Below are 19844 nucleotides of genomic sequence, written 5' to 3' on the forward strand. Positions count from 1 at the left end.
AGTCTATAATGACTGAGCGTTAATATCTGGTTGCGCGAAACTAAATTCCAGATCGTTCAAGACGTTGCCATTTTTGTATGATACAGTTCCATCTTGAATCTGTATGGGCTGCCAGATGGCGTCTCCGTTATTATCAACTCCTATATAGAGGTCAACTATCGGTGCCGTTAGAATTGTAACAACATATTCGTATATTTCATCAGGTAAGCTTACGGCGCAACACTTATGTGTAACGGAACATTCAATACTCCTACTTCGGTTGTGATTGGCAAAATACATACCGCCTATTGGATTGTCATTCACCACAACATCAGAGCTGAGCTTGTTTTTGTATGCAATCTGCCCCTTGCGGAATAAGAAGTATTGGAGATTTCCCTGCCGGTCAATCCATCGTAGATAGTAACCGTCGGTATCATTGCAAATCTGCATTTTTATCAACACGAGGTTTTCCCCGGTTTGGAAGAAAGTATAGTCGAATGTATTATCGAATACAGACATGAGTCTTGCTTCCTCTGATACACGGTATTTGATTGTAGCGTTGCGCTGGGCAGTCGGGAATACTTGATTCAAAGGAATATCCTCGAAACCTAAATCCGAGAACATACCACAATAAACAAGTTCGTCACTGATAAATCTATATCTCGCGTATCCGGTCGGAGTCTCAAGCAGATAAGTTACATTAGATAATGGCTTGTTGTCATTGGCACTGTTACAATAGTCCGATGTATTGCCAAAGAACTCATTTTCATCGCCGGTCCAGTTCGCATAGAATTTACCATCCTTTTTTACAACGAAACGTTTCTTCTGCGCGTAATAGACAACTTCAAAAGGCAAAGATACTGTACCAGATGTTAGGGAGGGAATATCAGGAGCCAACTTTTCCAGTTTCTCGAAGAAGCATACTTTTGTATCTTGGCATATTGGTTCGTTGCTATATACTCCGCCGTCGAACTTCCCGAAGAATTGTACCTCACGATTATACCTGAAAAGAGATACAGTGAACGGGAACTTCTTAAACCATATTAGATTCCTTTCGTAATAAGGCTTGTTAGCGGATCTGTTGAACACTCCGATGTTGCCGAACCGCTCGCCAAGAGCCAAATTTCCCCAAATTACCAAGGTCGAGAATGTGAACAGATTGAGGGAAGCCACTTTGACGGTCACTGAAACTTCTATGCATCGCTGATTTTGAGGGTCGTCAAACATCAACTCAAAGAGCCGACTGAGATATATCTTAGCTCGGCCCATATACATCGAAACCTTGATAGTTTGCTCGTCAACGGCAGAAGAGCCACTTATTTTTTGCACAACCACAGTCAAGACTCCGGCGGGCCATGCGGATTCTATCTCTATGAAATTGGGATTGAAAGCAAAGCAGACCTCATCGGGGTACTTAGCCACCGAGTCAGCTATGTTTACAAATTTGAATGTTTCGGTTCTCATTGCGTACTGTCATTTATGGTCGACACTTGGTCGAGCAGATTAATAGCCATAGCCTCGCTCATCTTATCAAGCTCTTCATTTAGCACTGTTGTGAAAATGTCATCATACTGTTTGGTGCGATGCAATTTGGTTCCTTTCTTCATGATATTAAAAGCTACCGCGCCGGCAAAAGAGCGCATAACAGATTCCTGGTTCGCATTCTGTCCGTACTTAGCCTTAGCAGATATACCTTTTGCCTGTGCCCACGCCATAATAATTTCAACGAAGTTCATCGGAACGGCACCAGGTCCTCGACCACGTTCCATAGCAAGAAACGCCTTAGAACCCCACAGAATAGCATGTCCGTCGCCTACCTCAACTTTGAGAGAAGCGACTGTACGACCACTGGCGTTACGCTTATTCATTGCCATGCGCTCCGCAATCTTGGTCTTGATATTGTTCAGGTGTTCCCTGAGAATTTCGTTGGTATCTGCCATAATCATTCAGTCTTGTCTGGAGATTCTTTGGGAGTCTCGTACTCGTCCTCACAAAGAGATACGCCCTCTTCCTCTTCGAGTATCGGTGTGATGACTATTCCGGTCACATTCTCATCAAGGTGGTCGTATAAAACCTGGTATGGAAGTTTGCCCTCAAGCTCCGAGAAATATCCACTATCGTTTATAGCTTTGATGAAACGATAGCACAGCCGCTTCATCTGCTCAATTAGCGCGTCGTTCTCTTCGCTCTCAAAATCAAATTCGGTCGAGCACAAGAACGCAATCTGCGCTTCGGGAAAATCTCGTATCTCTTGCCGGTTAGCATCAATGTAGAAATCGCCTGACGGGGGAAGAACATACACAATCGTAGGCTTCCTGATAGTATCCATTTCCACATTGAGTGTAGCCCAGTTATAGAAACGATACTCAACATCTGCTCCCATCTTCTCCACAATGCTGCGCACTTTGCCCTCTACCGTTCCGAGAGCCTTGTCGTTATCGAATGCCGGGTTCTTCATCTTCTCTTGGCTTGGTTCATATATTGTTTGTGGAGCCGTCGCTCGTAGTTGTTCTGCTCAGTATCATTCTTCATACAGTTGTAGATACGCACCCAGGCCACATCGCGGACCTCATTCTGATTCGTGATACCCATTCTGCGGGCATACCAGTCGAGGACGCCGAATGGCCCAAACTGCAAATCTTTCACACCGGCCGCAAGTTCGTCGGAAGAATAGTTTACTTTGAGCGACGAGAACAATTCGTTGATTTTCTCTATCTGCCTTCTGCAGAAATGCATGAAGCCAAACACGTCAAAAACATTCAACGAATAAGCCTCTTTTGGCGAAATGTCAAGCAATATTCGCAGGCACTCCACAGCGGGGTCGTCGGCACTGGCAGCGTTACGGAGCTCGTCAAGCTTGCCATAGCTGATGGCAAAGAGGTCTTTGGGGACTTCCTTGCCACAAAGGAAACCTGGGCATTTAGCCTTATCGAGCGTCGCTATCAATTCGTCTTGGTGCGTCTTTCTGCAACAAGGGAATAGTACGAGGAATTCTCCGTATGTATATCGGCGTTCTGTTCTCGTCCTTCGTTTTTTATATTTTCGGCTCTTTTTCATACACTCAAAGTTACTTACATTTGTTTGGTGGTATTAAGTTGATTGACATTACTAACTGCACGTTTCTATTCAGTGCTGTACGACTTTACATTCATCTTCGCTCCATTTGTCGGCTTAGTCCGGCGGAAGAACATATTCATCATAAGAGCGTCCATATAGTCAGGCGAGCGTCCGATGATGATTTTCATTGTTTCCTTAGGGATAATGCCCTTGCGACGAACATCATTGTCTATGTATGCCTGCTTGAGCGCTCCCAGCTCTTCCATCAACCTTTCTCTCTGATCCGGATTGCATATCACTCGGATTTTGCGCTCGTTGATAAGCTCAGCAAGTTTGAAATAGCACTCTGCTCGCAGGTTCTCGTACTTCTCACGATTGTTCGGGCTTCCGCCACCATGGAATTCTTTGATGCCAGGCAAGAAGCTCTCGAGATAGCTGCCTACGCCGTCTGCATCGACTATGGTGTAGGAGCGAGGAACTTTCTCTTGCTTCAGTACGTCGCGCAGGGTTTCGTAGACCTGCTTGCCGGGAGAATAAACCTCATCAACTACAATGCGGCATACATTCCCTTCCCAAACCGTTACGATGAATCGGTCGTGTCCTTTTAATGCAATGTCGGCCGAGCAGGACCGAGCAGGTTTCGGAAGAACATGCTCATTCGTAAAAAGGTCATTGATGGCATCGAAATCACACAGCGTCGCCGGGTCATCATCATACTCGAAGTTCCCAAAGTACAAGCGTTGAACTGTAACCTTATCTGCTTTGAGCAAGTTGTCGATGTAAGCCTGATCTACGTGAGGATTATCAAGAGGCAGAGACTTTATGAAACGGCGGTGGGGCGCAAGTGTACCCATCTTGGCTGGTTTCACAAAGTCCGTATAAATCCAATTGCGGCGAGGGTTACAAGTGTATAGTGCTTTCGGCATTGTGCGCCACTTCGTACCATCGGGATTCTTGCCATTCAGCACGGAGAAGCGACCTTTGAGTACGGAAATGGCTTTAGCGCATATCTGCTGAGCCTCGTCGATGAAACAATCAGTAATACCATAAGAACCGAGGCGGTCATACTCTGGGTCCGATGGCATCAATTTCAAGTCACGAAAGTAGATGACACTCCCGTTGGAGAAATTTGCTATCAATCGCGTTGAGTTAAATTCCACCACTGAGTTCAGGTGTAAATCGGTCAAAACCTCAAAAAACGTAACGACAGTCGTATCACGCAGCTTCACACTCTCTTCTCGACAGATGAAGCCTACCGATCCGGCCATCGTTATTCTACGCAGTATTTGCCATAGGCAACCGAGGTAGGTCTTACCGCCACGCGCTCCACCACCATACAAGACTTCGGACACCTCACTATCATCCGGAGATAGATAGTCAAGTGCCTGCGCTTGCTTGCTGAAAACGTGGACATCTACCGAACTCATTTACTGCTGGAAATTTGACAATATGCACCTACTTCATGGATACTGTAAAATTTGTAAATACTCGATGATAGACATCATGCCTTTACTCCAGCGTCAATCTCGGGCTTTTTACCCTGATAAGTGAACTTCGCTTTCGGCACAAGAGTGAGCTCAAGAGCCTCAAGAATAATGTCAAGATTCTCGTTGCTGATGGCGCGATTGCCAACGAGGAACGACGAAATCGAGCTGGGGTTGATCTTGGTTTTCTCGGACAGTTCCTTCACAGAAATACCGCACTCATTCATCTTGCCTTTAATCTTCTCTCTGAACATTGTCTGCAGGTTTAGAGGGTTTATATACAATATCAGTGCTGCCGAGGGTAAGGCCCAGCACCATACATATCTTTTCAAGCACATCGAATGGAATCGTGCGCTTCCCCCGGAGGTAGGCAGAAAGGTTTTGCGTTTTAATGCCAACCTTCTCGCTTAGCTCGGTTTGTTTAACATCGAGTTCCTTCATGCGAAGGAAGATTTTGTCTTTTACTGTAGTCATATTTCAGATTTTATGTTTTCTCTTGTAATGCTTGAGGGTGGCATCGACAATGCTTTCCTCTATGTCGTTGACAGCACCGGTTACTACACTTGAGTCTTCGCGCTCCTTTTGAATAATCTCCAGGATTCTCTCGTCAATGGTATTGCGGGCGAGAAGATAGTAGCAGTTTACAGCGTTCTTTTGTCCGTTGCGGTGTGCTCTACATTCTGCCTGCTCACAATCCGAGGCAGTCCACGGAAATTCTATGAACAATATCCTTGATGCTGCCGTCAGCGTTATACCTACTCCGCCAGACTTGTAGTTAAGAGCAATCAACTTGCAGTCTGGATTGTTCTGGAACTTGTCGATGGCCTCCTGCTTCTTTTCCTGCGAGTCAGAGCCTGTCACTGATACACAGCCGGGGAACGAATCCATTATCTCCTTCATCACTGATTTATGGAAAGCGAAAACTATAAGTTTGTCGCCACCGTCGATAACATCGTGAATGAATTGCTTCGCCTCGTTCATCTTGCCTTTGGCAGATATTTGGCGTAGATGGTTAATCTGCACCATTGCTGTAGCCCTGGCGGCACTTTTGAGTTTAGCGTCCGAAGCAGATTCATATTCGATGAGATAGCGGATAAGATCATTCTCGGCAAATTCATATTCTTTACGATTAGCGATGTCGACAGTGAGATATTGGCGGGTTTTCTCCGGAAGGTCTTTCAAAGCGATAGCCTTATCTCTGCGGAAGTAGCAAGATTCCCATAGACGGTAGTGTAACTCATAAAGATTGGATGATTTGTCGGGGCCTTGACAATAGCGTTCCCGGAATCTTGCGACTCCGCCGAAGTCATCGATACGACGCATAATCTTCAACTGCTGTATGAAATCTTCGTTGCTCGTTACCAAGGGGGTGCCAGTCAATAACCAGATGTACTCCTTGTTGGCGCATATAGCCTCAATATATATGGACCATAGCGCAGTATCATTGCAACAGCGATGAGATTCGTCTATGATTACAGACTTGAACATGGCGGCTCTCTTGTCGAGGACGATATTCTTAACAGTAGTCCGGCCCCTGACGCGACTCACGAAATATTTCTTCACACTTTCGTAGTTTGTGATGAATATATTGCAAGTGCCGGTTTCCATGTGGCGGTGCCAAGAATCTCTGTTCTCATTTGAGAGAATCATAGCCTGCTTGCCGATAAATCGCTGGAATTCTCTCTGCCACGTTACTTTCATTGTTGCTGGCGCAATTACGAGGCAGGGATAGGCTCTGGCTATGGATACGGCCGCAATGGATTGGAACGTCTTGCCGAGACCCATATCGTCACCGTTGAAGCATCGTTTGTGTTCAACCATATACTGAATACCCTTGCGTTGGTAGTCGTAGGGCTGGAGTTTCAAGTGGGTAATCGGGTACTGTAAATCCGGCATTTTGTCGGGGTAGCCCAGTACCTCCACTCTGTCACCTACTTCACAGACAGCAGACGCCAGACGCCGTTTCACAGCATAGTCGCAGAACTCGCGGACAAACAGCCTGTCGTGTAGTCCTACACGCCAACAACGGTCGCGAATGATGAAACGGGCTGATGGTATCTTTTGGATATAGTATGCCAAAGCAGGGCTATTATAAAAATACAATTCATAATAGCCCTCTTCACGTTTCTCTATGAGGTAGATTTCATTCACGCTTTACGTCAGGATCTCTTACAATGTTGATGACAGTTGGTAACGGATTCTCAAGATTTACGTTGACTGATTCGCCAAAGCCTTCGTCGCGGCCGAGTGTCGACAGCAGGTATCGCAACATTTGGCCGTCCGGTTTCTCTTTCCAACCAAGTATATGGCCGGTGGCCGGATCGATATGCGGAACGCCGAGTGCCACAATCCTGGCAGCGTCGAGGCATTGGTCAAACAGTTTCTTTCGAGAATCTTGTACCGCACTTTTGAAGGCGGTGTCTTCCCTTATCCAGTTGTGGACCGTCTGCCGGGTGACTCCGAGAATACCGGCGGTTTGCGATAGATTGCCGCCAGTCTTTCGGATTGCGTCTTCAAATTCGTCAAGAGTCGGTTTTCTCATAACGGATTGGTTTATTTATCGAATAGTCCTAATTGTTCTTGCGTTGGCGTTTGCGGAACTGTGGGGAGCGATGCCAGCATATTCGCGAACTGCCAATTCCTGCAAGTGTTGAAAAGGCGGTTGCGAGATTGAGGCAATCTCCAATTGATGTAGTTGGTGTCAATGTGGATTAGCCGGGCGTTCAGAATTTTAATATTGACGAACTCGTTGTCAATTACTATTTCCTGACCTACACTGCGGACAAAGGGGATGTGGAGATTTTTGTTCCAATTAAAGTCCTTGTCAACGCCGCAGAGGTAGTAAAACCGGCTCTCTTCAAGCTCCATGTTCGGAGGTAAAGAGTTTATGTATCCTCGGACACGTTTGTCATTGTGCCCGAGAAGACATTTCATGCAGTGGGTATTGAGGTCAACTCCGTAGACGTACCGCAACCAAAGGATTTTATACGTGTTGCGGAAATGAGCGTATTCAATTTCGACCATTTTATTTTGATTAAATTATCTTATTTGCAATTACAAATATACTGAAATTTAATGAATTACGCAAATTTCAGCACTGGAATTTAATCCAATCTGCAAGAAAAATTCTATCAGTCGGCAAGTCCAAAGAGCGGAAGAATATCGCCCTGGCGGTTGTATGACTGGTCGTTTGGAAGATTGAGGTTGAACTCGTAGTTGATGGCGGCGATATACTCCTCGCGTGTAAGCTCACGCACCTTGTGGGCACCCCATCCCCAGTAACCCGATTTGTTGTACTGCATGAATGGCTCAAAGCCGAAACGACCGAACATTGCCTGTACCTGCTCTTTCGTAAGGAACTTTTGGAAAAACCATTGGCCTTCCTGCATGAAAGCTGTCAGGCCATTCTCGTCGAAGAATTGCACTGTAGTGGTCGAGTCGACGGTGTTGCGCTTTGCCTTATACTGTTTCTCGGCTACTTCCTTTGATCGGCCAGACACAAATACCTTGCCGCCCATCTTCGTGAAAAGGTTGAGACAAATTAATACCGCATCCTCTGCGAACTGAGTGTTTACGGAATTGAGTACCGCATCACAAATAGTGTAGTCGAACACGCCACCGTCGTGAATTCCGTTCTCTTTGATGTAGGCAATGAAAGCGTCGATCATTTCGTGGCCCTTTGCGATGGAAATTCCTTTCAGGTTATGGTTGAAGAACTCGAGCCCTATTGCATAACGATATCCCAACTCGCGACGGAGCTTGTTGATGAACATTGCCTTGCCACAGCCGAAGTCGAGAATCTTGACCTGACGACGATCTTCTTTCTCCAGATGAGGCACCACCTCTCGATAGAGCACCGACCAATCTATGCCCTTATGGCGAGGGGGTTGGGCTCGGCCTTGCATGAAGTCTGCACGTTCAATGTGCTCGTAGTTGAATACACCGTAGTCCTTCTTGAAGTAGTAGTCGAAGATTCCTTTCTTCGCCGGGTCCAGGAAGTAGCAATGAACGGGATAGCCTATAGTGTCAGCAGCCTTGATATAATTATTGCCAAACACTACTTCGTTGCCACATACGATAGCGCAGAGAGCGTCGCCGTGCTTAACGATGAGGCGGCAAATGTCTTTCACGATAGATGGATTGCAGTCGGCAATCTTGAAGTCGCTTGCCGGCACGTCGTCGTGGAATGTTCCCCAATCTCTTGGAGCCAGGCACTCGCTGTTCTTTTCGGGTTCCAGTTCAACGCCGTTGTGAATCTGGTTGAAGAGGATTTCAGATTCGATGTCTACGCCGCTGATGAAGTATGCCGGGGCCTCCTCGATTCCTACAGCTGTTGCTGCTTTGGTACGCTGATGGCCGGCGACGATTGTCATGTTATCGCGGTTGACGATTATAGGAAGAATGAACCCCAAAGTTTTTAGACTGCCTTTGAGTTCGACGAACGCTTCTTCCGTAATCTTTCGGGGGTTGTAAGACGCGGGCTTTATGTCCGCAAATTTAACTCGTTCCATAATTAGTTGATGATGGGATTTATTGAGGCATTTCAAACACAGTGTCGTCGTTATCCGAATCGTTGGCATCATCTACGCCCGAGCTTTCAAGCAGACTTTTGACAAAGCCGAAGTTGACGCCCGTTTCGTCTACATAATCGTTGTAACGGTTAACGAGAGTATCGTATTCTTCCTTCGTCACTGACACGACATTTTTGCCGAACGTAAGCATATTGATTTTCTTCGGAGTAGAGCCCTTGATTTTAGTCATCACGGTATCGTCGTCATCAGGATTGTAGAACAGCCCTTCGTCGAAACCAAAGTTGACGAGATTGATTTCATCATATATCTGCTGGAGCTTTTCGTAGTTGAATTCGCCAAATTCATTATTATCCTTGATGATGAGCTCTTTTTCTTCCTCTTCGGTGAGGTCAGCTACCGTAACATCGATAATGGGGTTCTCAACCCAAACTTTCCAGTATTCGATGATGGCGTCGCGCTGCTTCTCGGTCATTTCCTGCCACTTCTCGTTCTCCTGAAGAATTACCATCCAGTCCATCGGAGTGGATGTGAGTATTTCTTTTAGTATGGTTGTACGCTGGTTGCCGGCAAGCACTACATTTTCTTTGTTGACGATGATGTCGCGATAGGTGAGCATTTTTGGGAAAAGCATTATGCTCTGCTGGAGTCGGCGCTTCTGACCGAGTACAATCCTACGGGGATTGATAGGATTTATCGAAAGTTCTTTGATGTCCTTTTTCATTTGCCAAGAAGTAATGAGGTTAAAAATCCGTCGCTGATGCCGTCGTGCTCTTCGAGATACTTCTCGAGGCGGGCGCACAGCCCTTTGAACTCTTGGTCGGTCATCTGGCACTCTACATAGCCGCACTTGAATTTCTCCGGATATGTCTTTGTAAGATCGAGATTCTTGTCGTTGATTTTATCGTCGTAATCGTAGAGATTCCACGCAACGGAGCCAAGATAATCGCCTATTGCCTCGCGCTCGAAATGTCGTTTCATAATCTCGATATCATCCTCTCCATAGTGTAGATTGTCTTTAACGAGAATTTCCTTCTCTTCCTCGGTCGACACATCGTCTAGGATTCTTACGAAGGTTACCGGCTTTTTCTTCCATTTGGCCCAAAACGCAAGAAGACCGGTCTTTTCCTCTTCGGACGCCATACGGAATTTTTTCTGATTGAACATGTAGTCCTCGATTTCGTTGTCATCGAGGGCGAGTATCTTGTTAAGACACTCAACTCGGCCATTACCGCCGACAATCACATCGTCCTTGTTGATAAGGATGGGGCGGAGCTCGAGCATCTTGGGGAAAACCAAGATACTTTCAATCAGCTTACCTTCCATAAATTCACTCATGGTGCGAGGATTGTCTGGATTGGCTTTTAATTTGCGTATGTCTTTTTTATTCATTGTAAAATTGATTATTTCTAAAGTGCAAAGATAATCAAAAACTGCGAAAAATACAATGTAATTGATGAAAAATAATCAATATGATTGTATCAAGCGGGCTGTTGTCGCCGATGTGCATATTTTCACCCTCAAATGGTTGATTATGTGAGTAATTTTTACTAACTTTGCAGTATTGATATTTAATTTGAGTCCCGGCACAGCCTTTTCGGGCTGCGCCTATTTGTGGATTTTTGATTAGATATCTTATTTGCATTTAGGCGAGTTTGCCCGTGAGGGTCGACTCGCTTTTTTTCTGAAAGCTTCGCTCCCCCAAATGTAGGGATTGGCTCTGCCGTCCATTGAATACTTGCCGCATTTCTTGGCGAGATCAGTAGTACCGCCAGCACATCGAGCGTCAGATTCCATATACTCCTTCCGAATAATGCAAATGGCTTCGTGTTCACAGAAACCGCAGGCTACATAGTCAATTTCGCCAATCATAGGTCATCAATGATATTGTGCCACAGATACGGTAGCCATACTTTCGTGAGCTTTATCCACAGCGAACATTTAACGGATTTGGCATAGAAGAATGTTCGCGCATATGGACCTCTTCGGATACAAACGTTATTGAAGTGTTTATATCCGAGTTCTTCCATAAGTTTTACACTTTCTGGCGCTACTACTATTGATGGAATGGTTTTATTATGACCACAACAACTAGCGGTGGTCTTTACACCTCGGCTAAGTAAGTGTATTACCTCATCTGCTATGCAGGCATCCACCCAAATGGGATGTAGGAGGCTACAATGGTCTATTTGAATTTGGTTGTCGAATGATCCCAATTCGACATTCTTACAGTTGCACATATTTGGTTTTTTGTTAAAAGTCGATTTCCCGCCGCATACTTTACACGACCTTCCGGGGCCATAGGTAACTCGTACTAAAATTGCACTGGCGAGGACTTATGTGATAGATCCATGCTCCGATGTTGTAGGGCAATCTCTACCGGTGGATTGCATGCGACTGATTTTTAGCGGGTGTGTCGACGATGGTTATTTAATTCATTTTGGGCGTGAGCATGGAGATTGCCTTGTCATCGCCATATTCCCATAATCCTAAGCTACCCTTTATGTTCATAATTGGCTCCTTAAATAGAATCGGTCTTGCCAACACCCAGTTATATACTCCTTCCTCAGCCCATTCTGACGGATGGTTCCGAACGCAGTCAACGATTTCGACACTTCCGATTATTGCACCACACAACATATCTCCCATAGAGTATTCTTTGATATCTATGCTGTTTTTAAGGGCCGGCAAAGGATAATTCTCTAAATGCCTTTGAGTGCATGCCAACTTTGAAGCGTGTATGAGAACTCGGCCTCGGTAGTTCGTCTTCCACGTTCTATTCTCAATATTCTTTTTACCGATTGCTATTAAATCGGCCCATGGTTGTTTTATAGTCAGGGCTTTCATTTTTCTGCGGTTTTAGGATAGAGTTTCTCCTGATCCGCCAACATCTTTTTATGAAACTTAATATGAGCGGCCGGCAATTTTACCACGGGTTCATGTGCTTCAGAGATAGGCTTTGATGCTGAGCAGCCACCGAGAATCAATCCCAGCAGAGCGACGGCAACGCCATACCCGCCGGAGCGTCCTAATTGATAGGCGATATTTTCTTTCATTTTAAAATAGTTTTAATTGTCTTGGTTTTTGGGGGGTCTTTGCATATATAGGGCAAATGGAAGCATAACGACATTCTCCTTGAGCTGCATCAATGTGTGCTTCATGCCATTCAGCCCAATCGGTCACGCGTTTTTCGGTGAGAAATTCAATCAGTTTCATGCAGTTAAAACCTCGCTCTTTGACTTTCTTTGAGGTCGTAACCTCAAACAGTCCGTTACTTTCCGGCTGTGCCATTTTTCTTGTGATAGTTAAAGATTTGGCCCTTAATACCTTCTCTGCGCATAATAGAGCATAGTATTGAAATACTTCCTAATGCGGCAGACTCCTGGTAGGCGGCTGTCCTTACAAGCCTAATCATCTTGCCATTTTCAACTGCTTCTGCCAGTCCCCAATCAGCCGGCAACTCTTCTTCTTTTATGATGCCCTGAAGTGCGTAATACCATCTAAAATTTCCAATTCCATCGATAGGATTCTGACGACAGTGTTTGGCTGCATCACACAAGAAATCGGCGCGGGAAGTCTTGACTTCTACTATTGCAGTTCCAGCTCCGTTTGTAGCCCATACATCGGGAATCTCTTTACCATATGTCATAAGTTCAATAGCCACGTACTTGAACGGGTGCCAGCCTTCGAAGCTGCCTTTATGGAGTATTCGAGCTGCTTCCTCACACATTGTACGGTGGAGAGAGTTTTTGGATTTGCTCATTATTCTTTATATTGCGGGTTTAAACTTTATCCCATGCCGTATGGCATTTTCCTCTATTTTGGGGTGTCGCATTTCCTCTGTTGGATAAAAATACAAATTATGGTCTTCAGGACACTCGATGTAGCCTTTCTTACGTAGGTTGTATCTGACACTTATTTTGCTTTTTGACTGTTTTACAAATCTGAATTTAGTTCGCTGTTCAAAGCCCCATACCAGGGTTCTCCTTCTGTCTTTATCATAAGTTTCTCGCCATGAAGCTTGTCTCTTTTTTTGACATTCCGCATACTTCTTAGGGGAAAGTCGGTCGCGATTGCTTTGACCTGGCTGGAAACGATTCTTGCTCGCATTTGGTATTATATATCCTTTCGGCGGGTATGTGCCATTTTTCTTATGGCTTTCGGCTGCCGCTTGCTGAGCTGCGTCCTGCGTCTTTCTCATAAACTGCCGCGTCTTGCTCAATCCATTTTCTCTTGCAATACGGTGTAGCATAGAATGGCTTATGCCAAACTTTCTCATTATTTCCTCATTGCGAGTATGCTTAAAATGATTGATAATCCAAACTATTTCTTTTTCGGTGAGATCTCTATTGCGAGGCGTTACTCGAGGGATTGGCTTTCCATATAGCTTATGCTCCAGAGATTTGCACGAACGGCCGATTCTAACAGCAATTTCGCATAGAGGTAATCCTAGATTCTTCAGTCTATGGAGTTCCTTAATTTCGTCTTGCGACCATATTCTATTCTTTGACATAAAGGCTTGCTTTGATTTATATGAAAATTTCCGGAAACATTCTCTTCAATGTAGAATGATTGGGAGCATACGAGGAATAAGAGGATGTCGACTCAATCAGCCGGAACCGATAGTTGTCATACGTCTTGCAACAATATTCCTCTTTATACATCACTCCTTGCATATCTACTGTACTATATCTGCCTCTTGACTTCTTTACATCAGATTCATCGACCTCAACCGTAATGCACACATCGAAATCTACAATTCCCGATAACCAATGCTTTGCTTCCTCTGGATCTTCCTTGAAAAAACAAAAGCCTACCGACGTGGAAGCACCGCCTCTTTTCACACTATGGTCCGTGTTATTCACAAGCAAGTCGCCACGCTGGAAGGCTTCAAATTCTTTGGCAGAACAAAATCTATGAAGTATCATAATTTCTTATCTTGTGGAAATTCATTGAACCTACGACAAATTTCTTCGCCTAACTTACAGGCATCTTCATAAGTTTCTCTGAAATCGACGTATAGTCCAGATGAATACAGCTTTATTTCTCCAATTGGTATGTTCCATCCGCAATCGGGTTCCTTCACACATAGAAGAATTTCACCATGATTATCAGAAGGGACTAAGACAAGCGAGCTTTCCTTCGTATCGAAGCTACCCGACACAAACTTTATTTTAGGAGTTATTTCCATTTTCTACGAGTGATATTTTCCTGTCGACCTTGACATCAACAGCAGCCATAATTATTATATCGATATTGGGTTCTAACTGAAATCTGGCCGGAGTGCAAGACTTAGGTAGATGTAGAATTTTAATAGAATCAAGACCAAGAGCATGCGCGGCCTCAGCCATTATTATTAGTTCATTGTTGCGGAAAGCCACTCCATTGATTGAAGTGTAAAGCCATTCGCGATAGAAATTCTTAGTCTTAACTTTACCATATCCATTGCAGATAGGACAATCAAAATATTTCTGATGTTCCTCTCCGTCCGAGTCTTCATAGGTCCACTCAACTTCGCCATTTCCTTCACATTCATCACACTCAGCAGCTTTACCTTCTACGCGACGTTCTTCACATTGGGGTATGCTTTTAAATGTTTCCACAAGCACACTGATAGGCAATTCAATATCACAAGTTGATTCAGGGAATTGCGGCAAGTTTTTAGGTGAATCTACGGGTTCATACACTCGTTTCAAGTCGTTATATGGAACACGCACCATAATAGTACGATTTGTAGCATATACAAATCCCTCCCTATAAAAAGGCTTCTTGATACTTTCGGGCCACTCAAACGTGTTTACAAACCGATTGAGAAATTTCTCTTCGTCTTTCATCTTCAAGTAATTATGAATTGAACATTGAGATAGAACTCACGTTGAAGTCGAACAATTTGCACATAGTCTTCCACTCTCTCGCCATACGGAAGAAAGATAACACGTTCTTTGGTATTTACGCGAATTCCTTTTTTCCGTAGGCGATAGATTAGACAGTGGGCTGCTGTACAAAGAGGCTTTGGCATCTATCAGCGGACTACCTCCCAGTCTTTAGCGAAGACATCACTGATTGACGGCACCCAAGAATCAGCACGGCCGGTGGTGTCATTATAGATCAGGCATTGACTGGTATAGTCGATAACCTCTTTACCTTCCATAATGAAGTCTTTTGCGGCTTGAGGAAGGGATTGCATATTGGGGATAGTCTCTGACGTGATATGGGTCGGCACCTGCTTGAAAACCACAAGACCTTTACCATTCCAACCTTCACGGCGAAGAACAAAGCCTTTTTCAAGCAGAGTAATAGCGATACCGAAAGAGAAGTAACCCATACCGCCTTCCCCCGTTTCCATAAGCGTAGTACGAGTTGCAAGGAGATTCATGTAGTCTCCCATTGCAACATTCTGGGCTACCAAGAGTGCCCGGATATCGGTTCCGCAACTGTTGAACTTGTCGCTCCTAATGAACGCATTGAGGTTACCACTTTTCTTAGCAAGCTCATCGTACTCGATATGCATTCTTTCGACAGGAGTGTCGGCGAGCCGGTAGAGATTTTCAAAAACCTCTTTGGGAAGCCATCCCTTGTCTTTAGAATCATCCTGCATGAGGTAACCTTCACTTTCGCTCAGTTCCTCGACGTAAGCAGAAGGAGGAATAATACCCTCCTTGAAAGCCTCTCCATAGGTCATAGGTTTGGCTTGCACTTCTTCGATTCCAATATACTGTTTCATGTGATTTTTGATTGGAGTTTAATTAGCCGCTCCAGGGCTGTTATAGTTGAAATAATTTTTTGAACCACGCAAACCGCTCATCCTCAAACCAAGTGTCGCGAGGGTCCGGAGTGTTATTTTGAATAAATTCGTTATAGCATTTAGGGCAAAACCACTGATCAAGTACTGCAACGTAATAGCCCGTTTTCGACTTAGACATACAACTGTCGCAGACTCCTATAGACCCTAATGGTCCTAATTTATCCATAAGTTCAGTTCGACTCACTTCTGCGACCTTGAAGCCAGCAGCTTCACTTACTATCTGTGCCATATCAGAGGAATATAGAAAGACAGGCAACGAGCCAACCAGAAAGAGCTATGAGTGCATAGGCATAATTCCACTTAGCTTGATTGTTCATTCTCTTGTTGTACTTGTTTATTGTGTCGACGTCGATCTTATATCGTGTCCGGATTTGATTTTCCAGCCACTTCTCAACGTGCTTGCTAATCTTTCGGCAGGCATCATAAGATACGGCGTACTTTACTTTATCGAATCCTTGCCCGGTGTCATAGTAAGAAGAGGATATATATACAACCGGCTTTATGTGGAACACATCTTCCCAATCTCTTCCGATATCGAGTTTAAGGTCTATAGATAGTTTGGAGTGCTCCTCTATACCTCGCGCAATTTCGGCTTCCATTGCGGCGCAGGTCATTTCAGCCTCTTTCTTGAGTTGCTGATACTCGTACTCTGTGAGCTGAACTATTTTATTCATGGTATTTATTCCTTTTCATATCGAGTTTTGAGATTATCCAGTGCCTGATTTGGCCCCACGCTATCAGAATATTCACGCAGATACTTTCAAGTATCGTTACCGGGAGTAGAATTGGCAAAAGGACAATCGATAGCAGAGACGCGATTACGCGCCCCCACATAATTGTAAACTTAGGTCTTCGTTTCATTTTCCTTTGAAGATATTATATGATGATTCAACGAAATGAGCTGGTAATGCTGAACGGTCAATGCCTAGGAAATCGACGAAACTATCTTTTAGGTAGAATTTACTTCCGCGAGTATCGTCTTTCAACATTTCGTACAAGAATTGCACACCGTCTTCATTGTATTCTTTCTTTCCACTCAACAATCCTATTTTCAGAAGATCGCACCACCCAGAAAGAGCATTTATCATGGCAAATGATGCGTCTATTTTTACGATAGGCTCAATGCTGGCAAAAACTTTATAACCTTCCTTATGAAGCTCAAGCATCTTCTTCACTCGCTCGATGTTAGGCGAGGCATAAGGCTCCAAATTATCGCAGCCCGTCAATGTGAATCCGAAGGCTAACAACTCTTTGGCTTTCTCAGGCTTGGGAATGGTTATCTCCAGTTCCCAATCGGCTCTCTTCGTAAGAATCTGCACAGGTATATCGAGAACCAAACAAGCTCTGACGGCGGCTTTAGTGAGTCCTATTGTTTCGGGCAACATAGGGTCTGTTGTAAAACTGAAGAGTAAGCCATTTTGCTGAAGTTCGACCAAATTCTTTGATGCCTCTTCGATAAATACCCGCAGCGCATTTTCTTCGTTTTTGAAACACTTTTTCAAATATGGAGTTGTGGCCCATACATGGCTCAATACGCCTCGCTTGCAATAACAATACTGACAACCATTTGAGCAACCATTATAGAAATTGCAAGCCCACGCCGAATACTCTCTAGCTTTGCCTTTTGGCTGATATATTGCTTTTCCGTTGAAACTCATATCATTTAATTTAGCGATATGCCCTTGCGCAGCTCGCGTTTTCGCATAATATTGACATAATCGCCAACCGCATCCACAAGCAGATTGGCGTAACACTGTTCCTGGAGCATCATGTTCACGAGCCCTCTTTTTAGTTTATTCGGATCGGTACATGAGAATACCTTTACCTTATCTTCTGCAGTAACAAGGGTGAACCAGTTGTCTGCAGAAATAAGCTCGTCGATAACCTTAGAGCGAAGTTTGTTTTTTTCGGAATTATATGCCATTATTTTGTCTGCCTGCCAGGGCACGCTTTATCAAGTTTATTACTGATTTTATTTATGAGGATTCCCAGCATTCTGGCTTCGTTGATTTGCTTTGTTGACACTTGGTTTCTTGTCCCAAGAGCCTGTTTCAATTTGCATAAATGTTTACCAAGATGAAGGCAAACTTGCTCTGCATCGGAATTAGACAACTGTATCATTTCCTCGCAATTTTTTGATTACCCAATGGGCAAAGGCATCTTGGATTTGTGTTGCAGCCTCCGGAGAGCCAGCGAAACGGGTTAAAGCCCCCCAACCGCGCACAGTAAGGAACTTCTTGCCGTCTAAGAGAATTTCAGGAGCAGAATATGATAATTGAGGAATTTTGACCGGCTTCTCTTCATCGTTAAGGATATGGCACATCCTTTTCAATAATGCGTCATTATCCCTCGATAAGTCGTTAGCCATTAAAGCCATATTCCCATTATTCGACCAAACGAATACTCCATCAGAGTAAAATGGCGGCTCGTAGAATGAAAGGAAATCCATAGCGACTATTGTTCTACTTCACAGAACCCCTGCGAAAGCAGATGGTCGTAGAGAGTGTGAACGGTGAGCCGTTCCGGATGCGACCAACCTTGCACTACAAAATATTCAACGGCATAGACATCAGGGGAAACATAAGGATATGCCACTCTTATTTCTTTACGGAGTTGTTCCGCTACTTTTATTTGCTCAGGGGTTAGAGTCTCCATTTTTTTCGTTATTCGTTTTTTTGATTGTTTTTATCTTATTTGCATACACAAAGATAATCATAAATAATCATATATGCAAGTTTTTGCGGGTTTATTTTAATCAAATCTGCAAATTCTGATGTATGCCTAATCATTTTGATTGTCGGTTGAATCAATTCTTTTTGCCACCTGACAGAAATACGGATGTGTTCTGACTTCTTCTTTCTTGTCTTCTGGAAGTTTCCTATACCAATCATCGAAAGAAATGCTATTTTTGAGGTTTTCTTCGTATTCGCGTTCGCGTTCCTCTTTTTCTTTAGCCTCGGCTTCTTTCCATATTTCATCGCGCCTATCTGAGCAAAAAGCATCCAGAGATTTCAGTATTCTCATTGGGTCGACTGAGCCATAGAAATCTTCGTACCGCCCGGACCGAAGCCGTGCGCAGAACAGAATAAACTCAAAGAGATTAAGATAACCATACTCCAAACGGATTTGGATAGCAAGCTCATCCAACTGCATATCGCTTAGTTTGGCTTTGACTCCCGCAAACTCATTAACTTGGAGTAGTTGATCCTGTATCCATTTCACGGCTACATCCTCATCATATGCCTGAGCAAGGTGAACTATTGCCGGAATGTTCTTGGCTTGATGTGCGCCCAAAATTGTGGGAAACGCAGCCATAATGCCGGCTTGTAATGTCGGATTATACGCTTTCGCCACCTGAGAGGGCAGGTAGTTCTTCATAAGAGACATCGCTAACGGACTCACGCCTTTCAAGGTATCGTCTGTCTGCCTCTTCGATATCTGCGAGGATAGAAGCCCGTTGACGATAACTGTCAGAGATGTCGGCTCCGATTGCCGACCGTCCTTGCGTTGTCGGGGTATTAGTGATTCTGCCATTGGTATCTAATTTTGATCGATTTCTTATTTCTGAAATGATGTTGTTGTACTGGCTATTTATGGTCGTCACAGAGAAGTTGTCCATAACCCAGCTTTTGTTGATTGTTTCAAGGAACTTACTTAGAGCGTCGAGAATTGAGTCGTCATCAACTGGAAGGGGATTTTCCCTATGCTGTCGACTGTATGAAATTTTTTGGAGAAGCTGTTTCATATTTGCACCATCTTTTGCTGTCCAATAGTACGGATTCTGATATAGCTGCTGGAAATGGCTTTCAAAGACTACTCTGGCTCGAGCCACGATGGTGGGATTTTTTTTCGCCCTCTCTTTTTGGGGCTTTGATGTTTTTTTAGACTTCCCTTTTTTCTCAACCCCAGCACTCTCCGCGCGCGTAAGAAGGCAAGAAGATTTATCTTCTTGCACGTCTCCGTCAGGAGACGTAACTTGTATATATATAT

General features: G+C 44.3%; 27 protein-coding genes. All 27 read right to left on the reverse strand.

The features are described 5' to 3' along the window. Window positions 1-3: 3 nt before the first annotated feature. Window positions 4-1443 (reverse strand): hypothetical protein, encoded by a 1440-nt coding sequence (locus tag E4T81_RS12475; protein WP_135045058.1) that lies wholly within the window; start codon window positions 1441-1443, stop codon window positions 4-6. Then, window positions 1440-1919 carry a hypothetical protein gene (locus E4T81_RS12480; protein WP_135045060.1) on the reverse strand — a complete coding sequence of 160 codons (480 nt, stop codon included), beginning with the start codon at window positions 1917-1919 and terminating at the stop codon, window positions 1440-1442. The genes E4T81_RS12475 and E4T81_RS12480 overlap by 4 nt, the downstream gene beginning before the upstream one ends. Window positions 1920-1921: 2 nt before the next feature. Then, the gene (locus E4T81_RS12485) at window positions 1922-2437 is read right to left on the reverse strand and encodes a hypothetical protein (protein WP_135045062.1); all 516 of its coding nucleotides are present in this window, start codon (window positions 2435-2437) and stop codon (window positions 1922-1924) included. Continuing rightward, on the reverse strand, window positions 2434-2925 hold the full coding sequence (locus E4T81_RS12490; RefSeq protein ID WP_167761891.1) for a hypothetical protein: 492 nt from the start codon (window positions 2923-2925) through the stop codon (window positions 2434-2436). Before E4T81_RS12490 ends, E4T81_RS12485 begins: the two co-directional genes overlap by 4 nt. A 176-nt stretch (window positions 2926-3101) precedes the next feature. Further along, window positions 3102-4463, reverse strand: coding sequence for a phage terminase large subunit (locus E4T81_RS12495; protein ID WP_135045066.1), 1362 nt, complete (start codon window positions 4461-4463; stop codon window positions 3102-3104). 74 nt (window positions 4464-4537) lie between these two features. Next, window positions 4538-4774 (reverse strand): helix-turn-helix transcriptional regulator, encoded by a 237-nt coding sequence (locus E4T81_RS12500; RefSeq protein WP_167761894.1) that lies wholly within the window; start codon window positions 4772-4774, stop codon window positions 4538-4540. Beyond that, a complete protein-coding gene (locus E4T81_RS12505) occupies window positions 4755-4994 on the reverse strand; it encodes a helix-turn-helix transcriptional regulator (protein ID WP_135045070.1) in 240 nt (79 codons plus the stop codon). The genes E4T81_RS12500 and E4T81_RS12505 overlap by 20 nt, the downstream gene beginning before the upstream one ends. Before the next feature lie 3 nt (window positions 4995-4997). Further along, a complete protein-coding gene (locus tag E4T81_RS12510; RefSeq protein WP_135045072.1) occupies window positions 4998-6671 on the reverse strand; it encodes a DEAD/DEAH box helicase in 1674 nt (557 codons plus the stop codon). Further along, window positions 6664-7062 (reverse strand): helix-turn-helix domain-containing protein, encoded by a 399-nt coding sequence (locus E4T81_RS12515; protein ID WP_135045074.1) that lies wholly within the window; start codon window positions 7060-7062, stop codon window positions 6664-6666. Before E4T81_RS12515 ends, E4T81_RS12510 begins: the two co-directional genes overlap by 8 nt. Before the next feature lie 11 nt (window positions 7063-7073). After that, window positions 7074-7544: a hypothetical protein gene (locus tag E4T81_RS12520; protein ID WP_135045076.1), complete on the reverse strand. Its 471-nt coding sequence runs from the start codon at window positions 7542-7544 to the stop codon at window positions 7074-7076. 107 nt (window positions 7545-7651) lie between these two features. After that, entirely contained in the window at window positions 7652-9031 is a 1380-nt protein-coding gene (locus tag E4T81_RS12525; RefSeq protein ID WP_167761896.1) for a ParB N-terminal domain-containing protein, read from the reverse strand. Window positions 9032-9050: 19 nt separating this feature from the next. Next, complete coding sequence (locus tag E4T81_RS12530) at window positions 9051-9773, reverse strand: hypothetical protein (protein ID WP_135045080.1); 723 nt, start codon at window positions 9771-9773, stop codon at window positions 9051-9053. After that, complete coding sequence (locus E4T81_RS12535) at window positions 9770-10441, reverse strand: hypothetical protein (RefSeq protein ID WP_135045081.1); 672 nt, start codon at window positions 10439-10441, stop codon at window positions 9770-9772. Before E4T81_RS12535 ends, E4T81_RS12530 begins: the two co-directional genes overlap by 4 nt. Window positions 10442-11479: 1038 nt before the next feature. Beyond that, window positions 11480-11896: an ASCH domain-containing protein gene (locus E4T81_RS12540; RefSeq protein ID WP_135045083.1), complete on the reverse strand. Its 417-nt coding sequence runs from the start codon at window positions 11894-11896 to the stop codon at window positions 11480-11482. Next, window positions 11893-12105 (reverse strand): hypothetical protein, encoded by a 213-nt coding sequence (locus E4T81_RS12545; RefSeq protein ID WP_135045085.1) that lies wholly within the window; start codon window positions 12103-12105, stop codon window positions 11893-11895. Before E4T81_RS12545 ends, E4T81_RS12540 begins: the two co-directional genes overlap by 4 nt. Window position 12106: 1 nt before the next feature. Further along, on the reverse strand, window positions 12107-12340 hold the full coding sequence (locus tag E4T81_RS12550) for a hypothetical protein (RefSeq protein WP_135045087.1): 234 nt from the start codon (window positions 12338-12340) through the stop codon (window positions 12107-12109). Then, complete coding sequence (locus E4T81_RS12555) at window positions 12321-12812, reverse strand: hypothetical protein (protein ID WP_135045089.1); 492 nt, start codon at window positions 12810-12812, stop codon at window positions 12321-12323. Before E4T81_RS12555 ends, E4T81_RS12550 begins: the two co-directional genes overlap by 20 nt. Window positions 12813-12818: 6 nt before the next feature. Next, window positions 12819-13562 (reverse strand): hypothetical protein, encoded by a 744-nt coding sequence (locus E4T81_RS12560; protein ID WP_135045091.1) that lies wholly within the window; start codon window positions 13560-13562, stop codon window positions 12819-12821. Between the two features lie 16 nt (window positions 13563-13578). Further along, window positions 13579-13977, reverse strand: coding sequence for a hypothetical protein (locus tag E4T81_RS12565; RefSeq protein WP_135045093.1), 399 nt, complete (start codon window positions 13975-13977; stop codon window positions 13579-13581). Window positions 13978-14223: 246 nt separating this feature from the next. Then, complete coding sequence (locus E4T81_RS12570) at window positions 14224-14883, reverse strand: hypothetical protein (RefSeq protein ID WP_135045095.1); 660 nt, start codon at window positions 14881-14883, stop codon at window positions 14224-14226. 188 nt (window positions 14884-15071) lie between these two features. Next, on the reverse strand, window positions 15072-15731 hold the full coding sequence (locus tag E4T81_RS12580) for a DUF2829 domain-containing protein (RefSeq protein ID WP_245207077.1): 660 nt from the start codon (window positions 15729-15731) through the stop codon (window positions 15072-15074). 353 nt (window positions 15732-16084) lie between these two features. Beyond that, window positions 16085-16528 carry a hypothetical protein gene (locus E4T81_RS12590; protein WP_135045102.1) on the reverse strand — a complete coding sequence of 148 codons (444 nt, stop codon included), beginning with the start codon at window positions 16526-16528 and terminating at the stop codon, window positions 16085-16087. Between the two features lie 183 nt (window positions 16529-16711). Then, entirely contained in the window at window positions 16712-17512 is an 801-nt protein-coding gene (locus E4T81_RS12595) for a radical SAM protein (protein ID WP_135045104.1), read from the reverse strand. A 5-nt stretch (window positions 17513-17517) separates the two neighbouring features. Continuing rightward, the gene (locus E4T81_RS12600) at window positions 17518-17778 is read right to left on the reverse strand and encodes a hypothetical protein (RefSeq protein WP_135045106.1); all 261 of its coding nucleotides are present in this window, start codon (window positions 17776-17778) and stop codon (window positions 17518-17520) included. A 180-nt stretch (window positions 17779-17958) separates the two neighbouring features. Continuing rightward, window positions 17959-18303 (reverse strand): hypothetical protein, encoded by a 345-nt coding sequence (locus E4T81_RS12605; protein ID WP_135045108.1) that lies wholly within the window; start codon window positions 18301-18303, stop codon window positions 17959-17961. 332 nt (window positions 18304-18635) lie between these two features. After that, entirely contained in the window at window positions 18636-19232 is a 597-nt protein-coding gene (locus tag E4T81_RS12610; protein ID WP_135045109.1) for a DUF6633 family protein, read from the reverse strand. Beyond that, window positions 19192-19844 (reverse strand): hypothetical protein (locus E4T81_RS15665; protein WP_209308193.1); only part of this gene is annotated, 653 nt, incomplete at its 5' end. The genes E4T81_RS12610 and E4T81_RS15665, both read right to left, overlap by 41 nt.

Origin of the sequence: Barnesiella sp. WM24, assembly GCF_004570975.1 — a bacterium.
GTDB lineage: Bacteria > Bacteroidota > Bacteroidia > Bacteroidales > Muribaculaceae > Muribaculum.

What these genes read in the sequence shown, in the direction of transcription:
- E4T81_RS12475 (WP_135045058.1), bottom strand. Translation starts at nt 1,443, where the DNA reads ATGAGAACCGAAACATTCAAATTTGTAAACATAGCTGACTCGGTGGCT.
- E4T81_RS12480 (WP_135045060.1), bottom strand. Translation starts at nt 1,919, where the DNA reads ATGGCAGATACCAACGAAATTCTCAGGGAACACCTGAACAATATCAAG.
- E4T81_RS12485 (WP_135045062.1), bottom strand. Translation starts at nt 2,437, where the DNA reads ATGAAGAACCCGGCATTCGATAACGACAAGGCTCTCGGAACGGTAGAG.
- E4T81_RS12495 (WP_135045066.1), bottom strand. Translation starts at nt 4,463, where the DNA reads ATGAGTTCGGTAGATGTCCACGTTTTCAGCAAGCAAGCGCAGGCACTT.
- E4T81_RS12500 (WP_167761894.1), bottom strand. Translation starts at nt 4,774, where the DNA reads ATGTTCAGAGAGAAGATTAAAGGCAAGATGAATGAGTGCGGTATTTCT.
- E4T81_RS12505 (WP_135045070.1), bottom strand. Translation starts at nt 4,994, where the DNA reads ATGACTACAGTAAAAGACAAAATCTTCCTTCGCATGAAGGAACTCGAT.
- E4T81_RS12515 (WP_135045074.1), bottom strand. Translation starts at nt 7,062, where the DNA reads ATGAGAAAACCGACTCTTGACGAATTTGAAGACGCAATCCGAAAGACT.
- E4T81_RS12520 (WP_135045076.1), bottom strand. Translation starts at nt 7,544, where the DNA reads ATGGTCGAAATTGAATACGCTCATTTCCGCAACACGTATAAAATCCTT.
- E4T81_RS12525 (WP_167761896.1), bottom strand. Translation starts at nt 9,031, where the DNA reads ATGGAACGAGTTAAATTTGCGGACATAAAGCCCGCGTCTTACAACCCC.
- E4T81_RS12530 (WP_135045080.1), bottom strand. Translation starts at nt 9,773, where the DNA reads ATGAAAAAGGACATCAAAGAACTTTCGATAAATCCTATCAATCCCCGT.
- E4T81_RS12535 (WP_135045081.1), bottom strand. Translation starts at nt 10,441, where the DNA reads ATGAATAAAAAAGACATACGCAAATTAAAAGCCAATCCAGACAATCCT.
- E4T81_RS12540 (WP_135045083.1), bottom strand. Translation starts at nt 11,896, where the DNA reads ATGAAAGCCCTGACTATAAAACAACCATGGGCCGATTTAATAGCAATC.
- E4T81_RS12545 (WP_135045085.1), bottom strand. Translation starts at nt 12,105, where the DNA reads ATGAAAGAAAATATCGCCTATCAATTAGGACGCTCCGGCGGGTATGGC.
- E4T81_RS12550 (WP_135045087.1), bottom strand. Translation starts at nt 12,340, where the DNA reads ATGGCACAGCCGGAAAGTAACGGACTGTTTGAGGTTACGACCTCAAAG.
- E4T81_RS12555 (WP_135045089.1), bottom strand. Translation starts at nt 12,812, where the DNA reads ATGAGCAAATCCAAAAACTCTCTCCACCGTACAATGTGTGAGGAAGCA.
- E4T81_RS12560 (WP_135045091.1), bottom strand. Translation starts at nt 13,562, where the DNA reads ATGTCAAAGAATAGAATATGGTCGCAAGACGAAATTAAGGAACTCCAT.
- E4T81_RS12565 (WP_135045093.1), bottom strand. Translation starts at nt 13,977, where the DNA reads ATGATACTTCATAGATTTTGTTCTGCCAAAGAATTTGAAGCCTTCCAG.
- E4T81_RS12570 (WP_135045095.1), bottom strand. Translation starts at nt 14,883, where the DNA reads ATGAAAGACGAAGAGAAATTTCTCAATCGGTTTGTAAACACGTTTGAG.
- E4T81_RS12580 (WP_245207077.1), bottom strand. Translation starts at nt 15,731, where the DNA reads ATGACCTATGGAGAGGCTTTCAAGGAGGGTATTATTCCTCCTTCTGCT.
- E4T81_RS12590 (WP_135045102.1), bottom strand. Translation starts at nt 16,528, where the DNA reads ATGAATAAAATAGTTCAGCTCACAGAGTACGAGTATCAGCAACTCAAG.
- E4T81_RS12595 (WP_135045104.1), bottom strand. Translation starts at nt 17,512, where the DNA reads ATGAGTTTCAACGGAAAAGCAATATATCAGCCAAAAGGCAAAGCTAGA.
- E4T81_RS12600 (WP_135045106.1), bottom strand. Translation starts at nt 17,778, where the DNA reads ATGGCATATAATTCCGAAAAAAACAAACTTCGCTCTAAGGTTATCGAC.
- E4T81_RS12605 (WP_135045108.1), bottom strand. Translation starts at nt 18,303, where the DNA reads ATGGATTTCCTTTCATTCTACGAGCCGCCATTTTACTCTGATGGAGTA.
- E4T81_RS12610 (WP_135045109.1), bottom strand. Translation starts at nt 19,232, where the DNA reads ATGAAGAACTACCTGCCCTCTCAGGTGGCGAAAGCGTATAATCCGACA.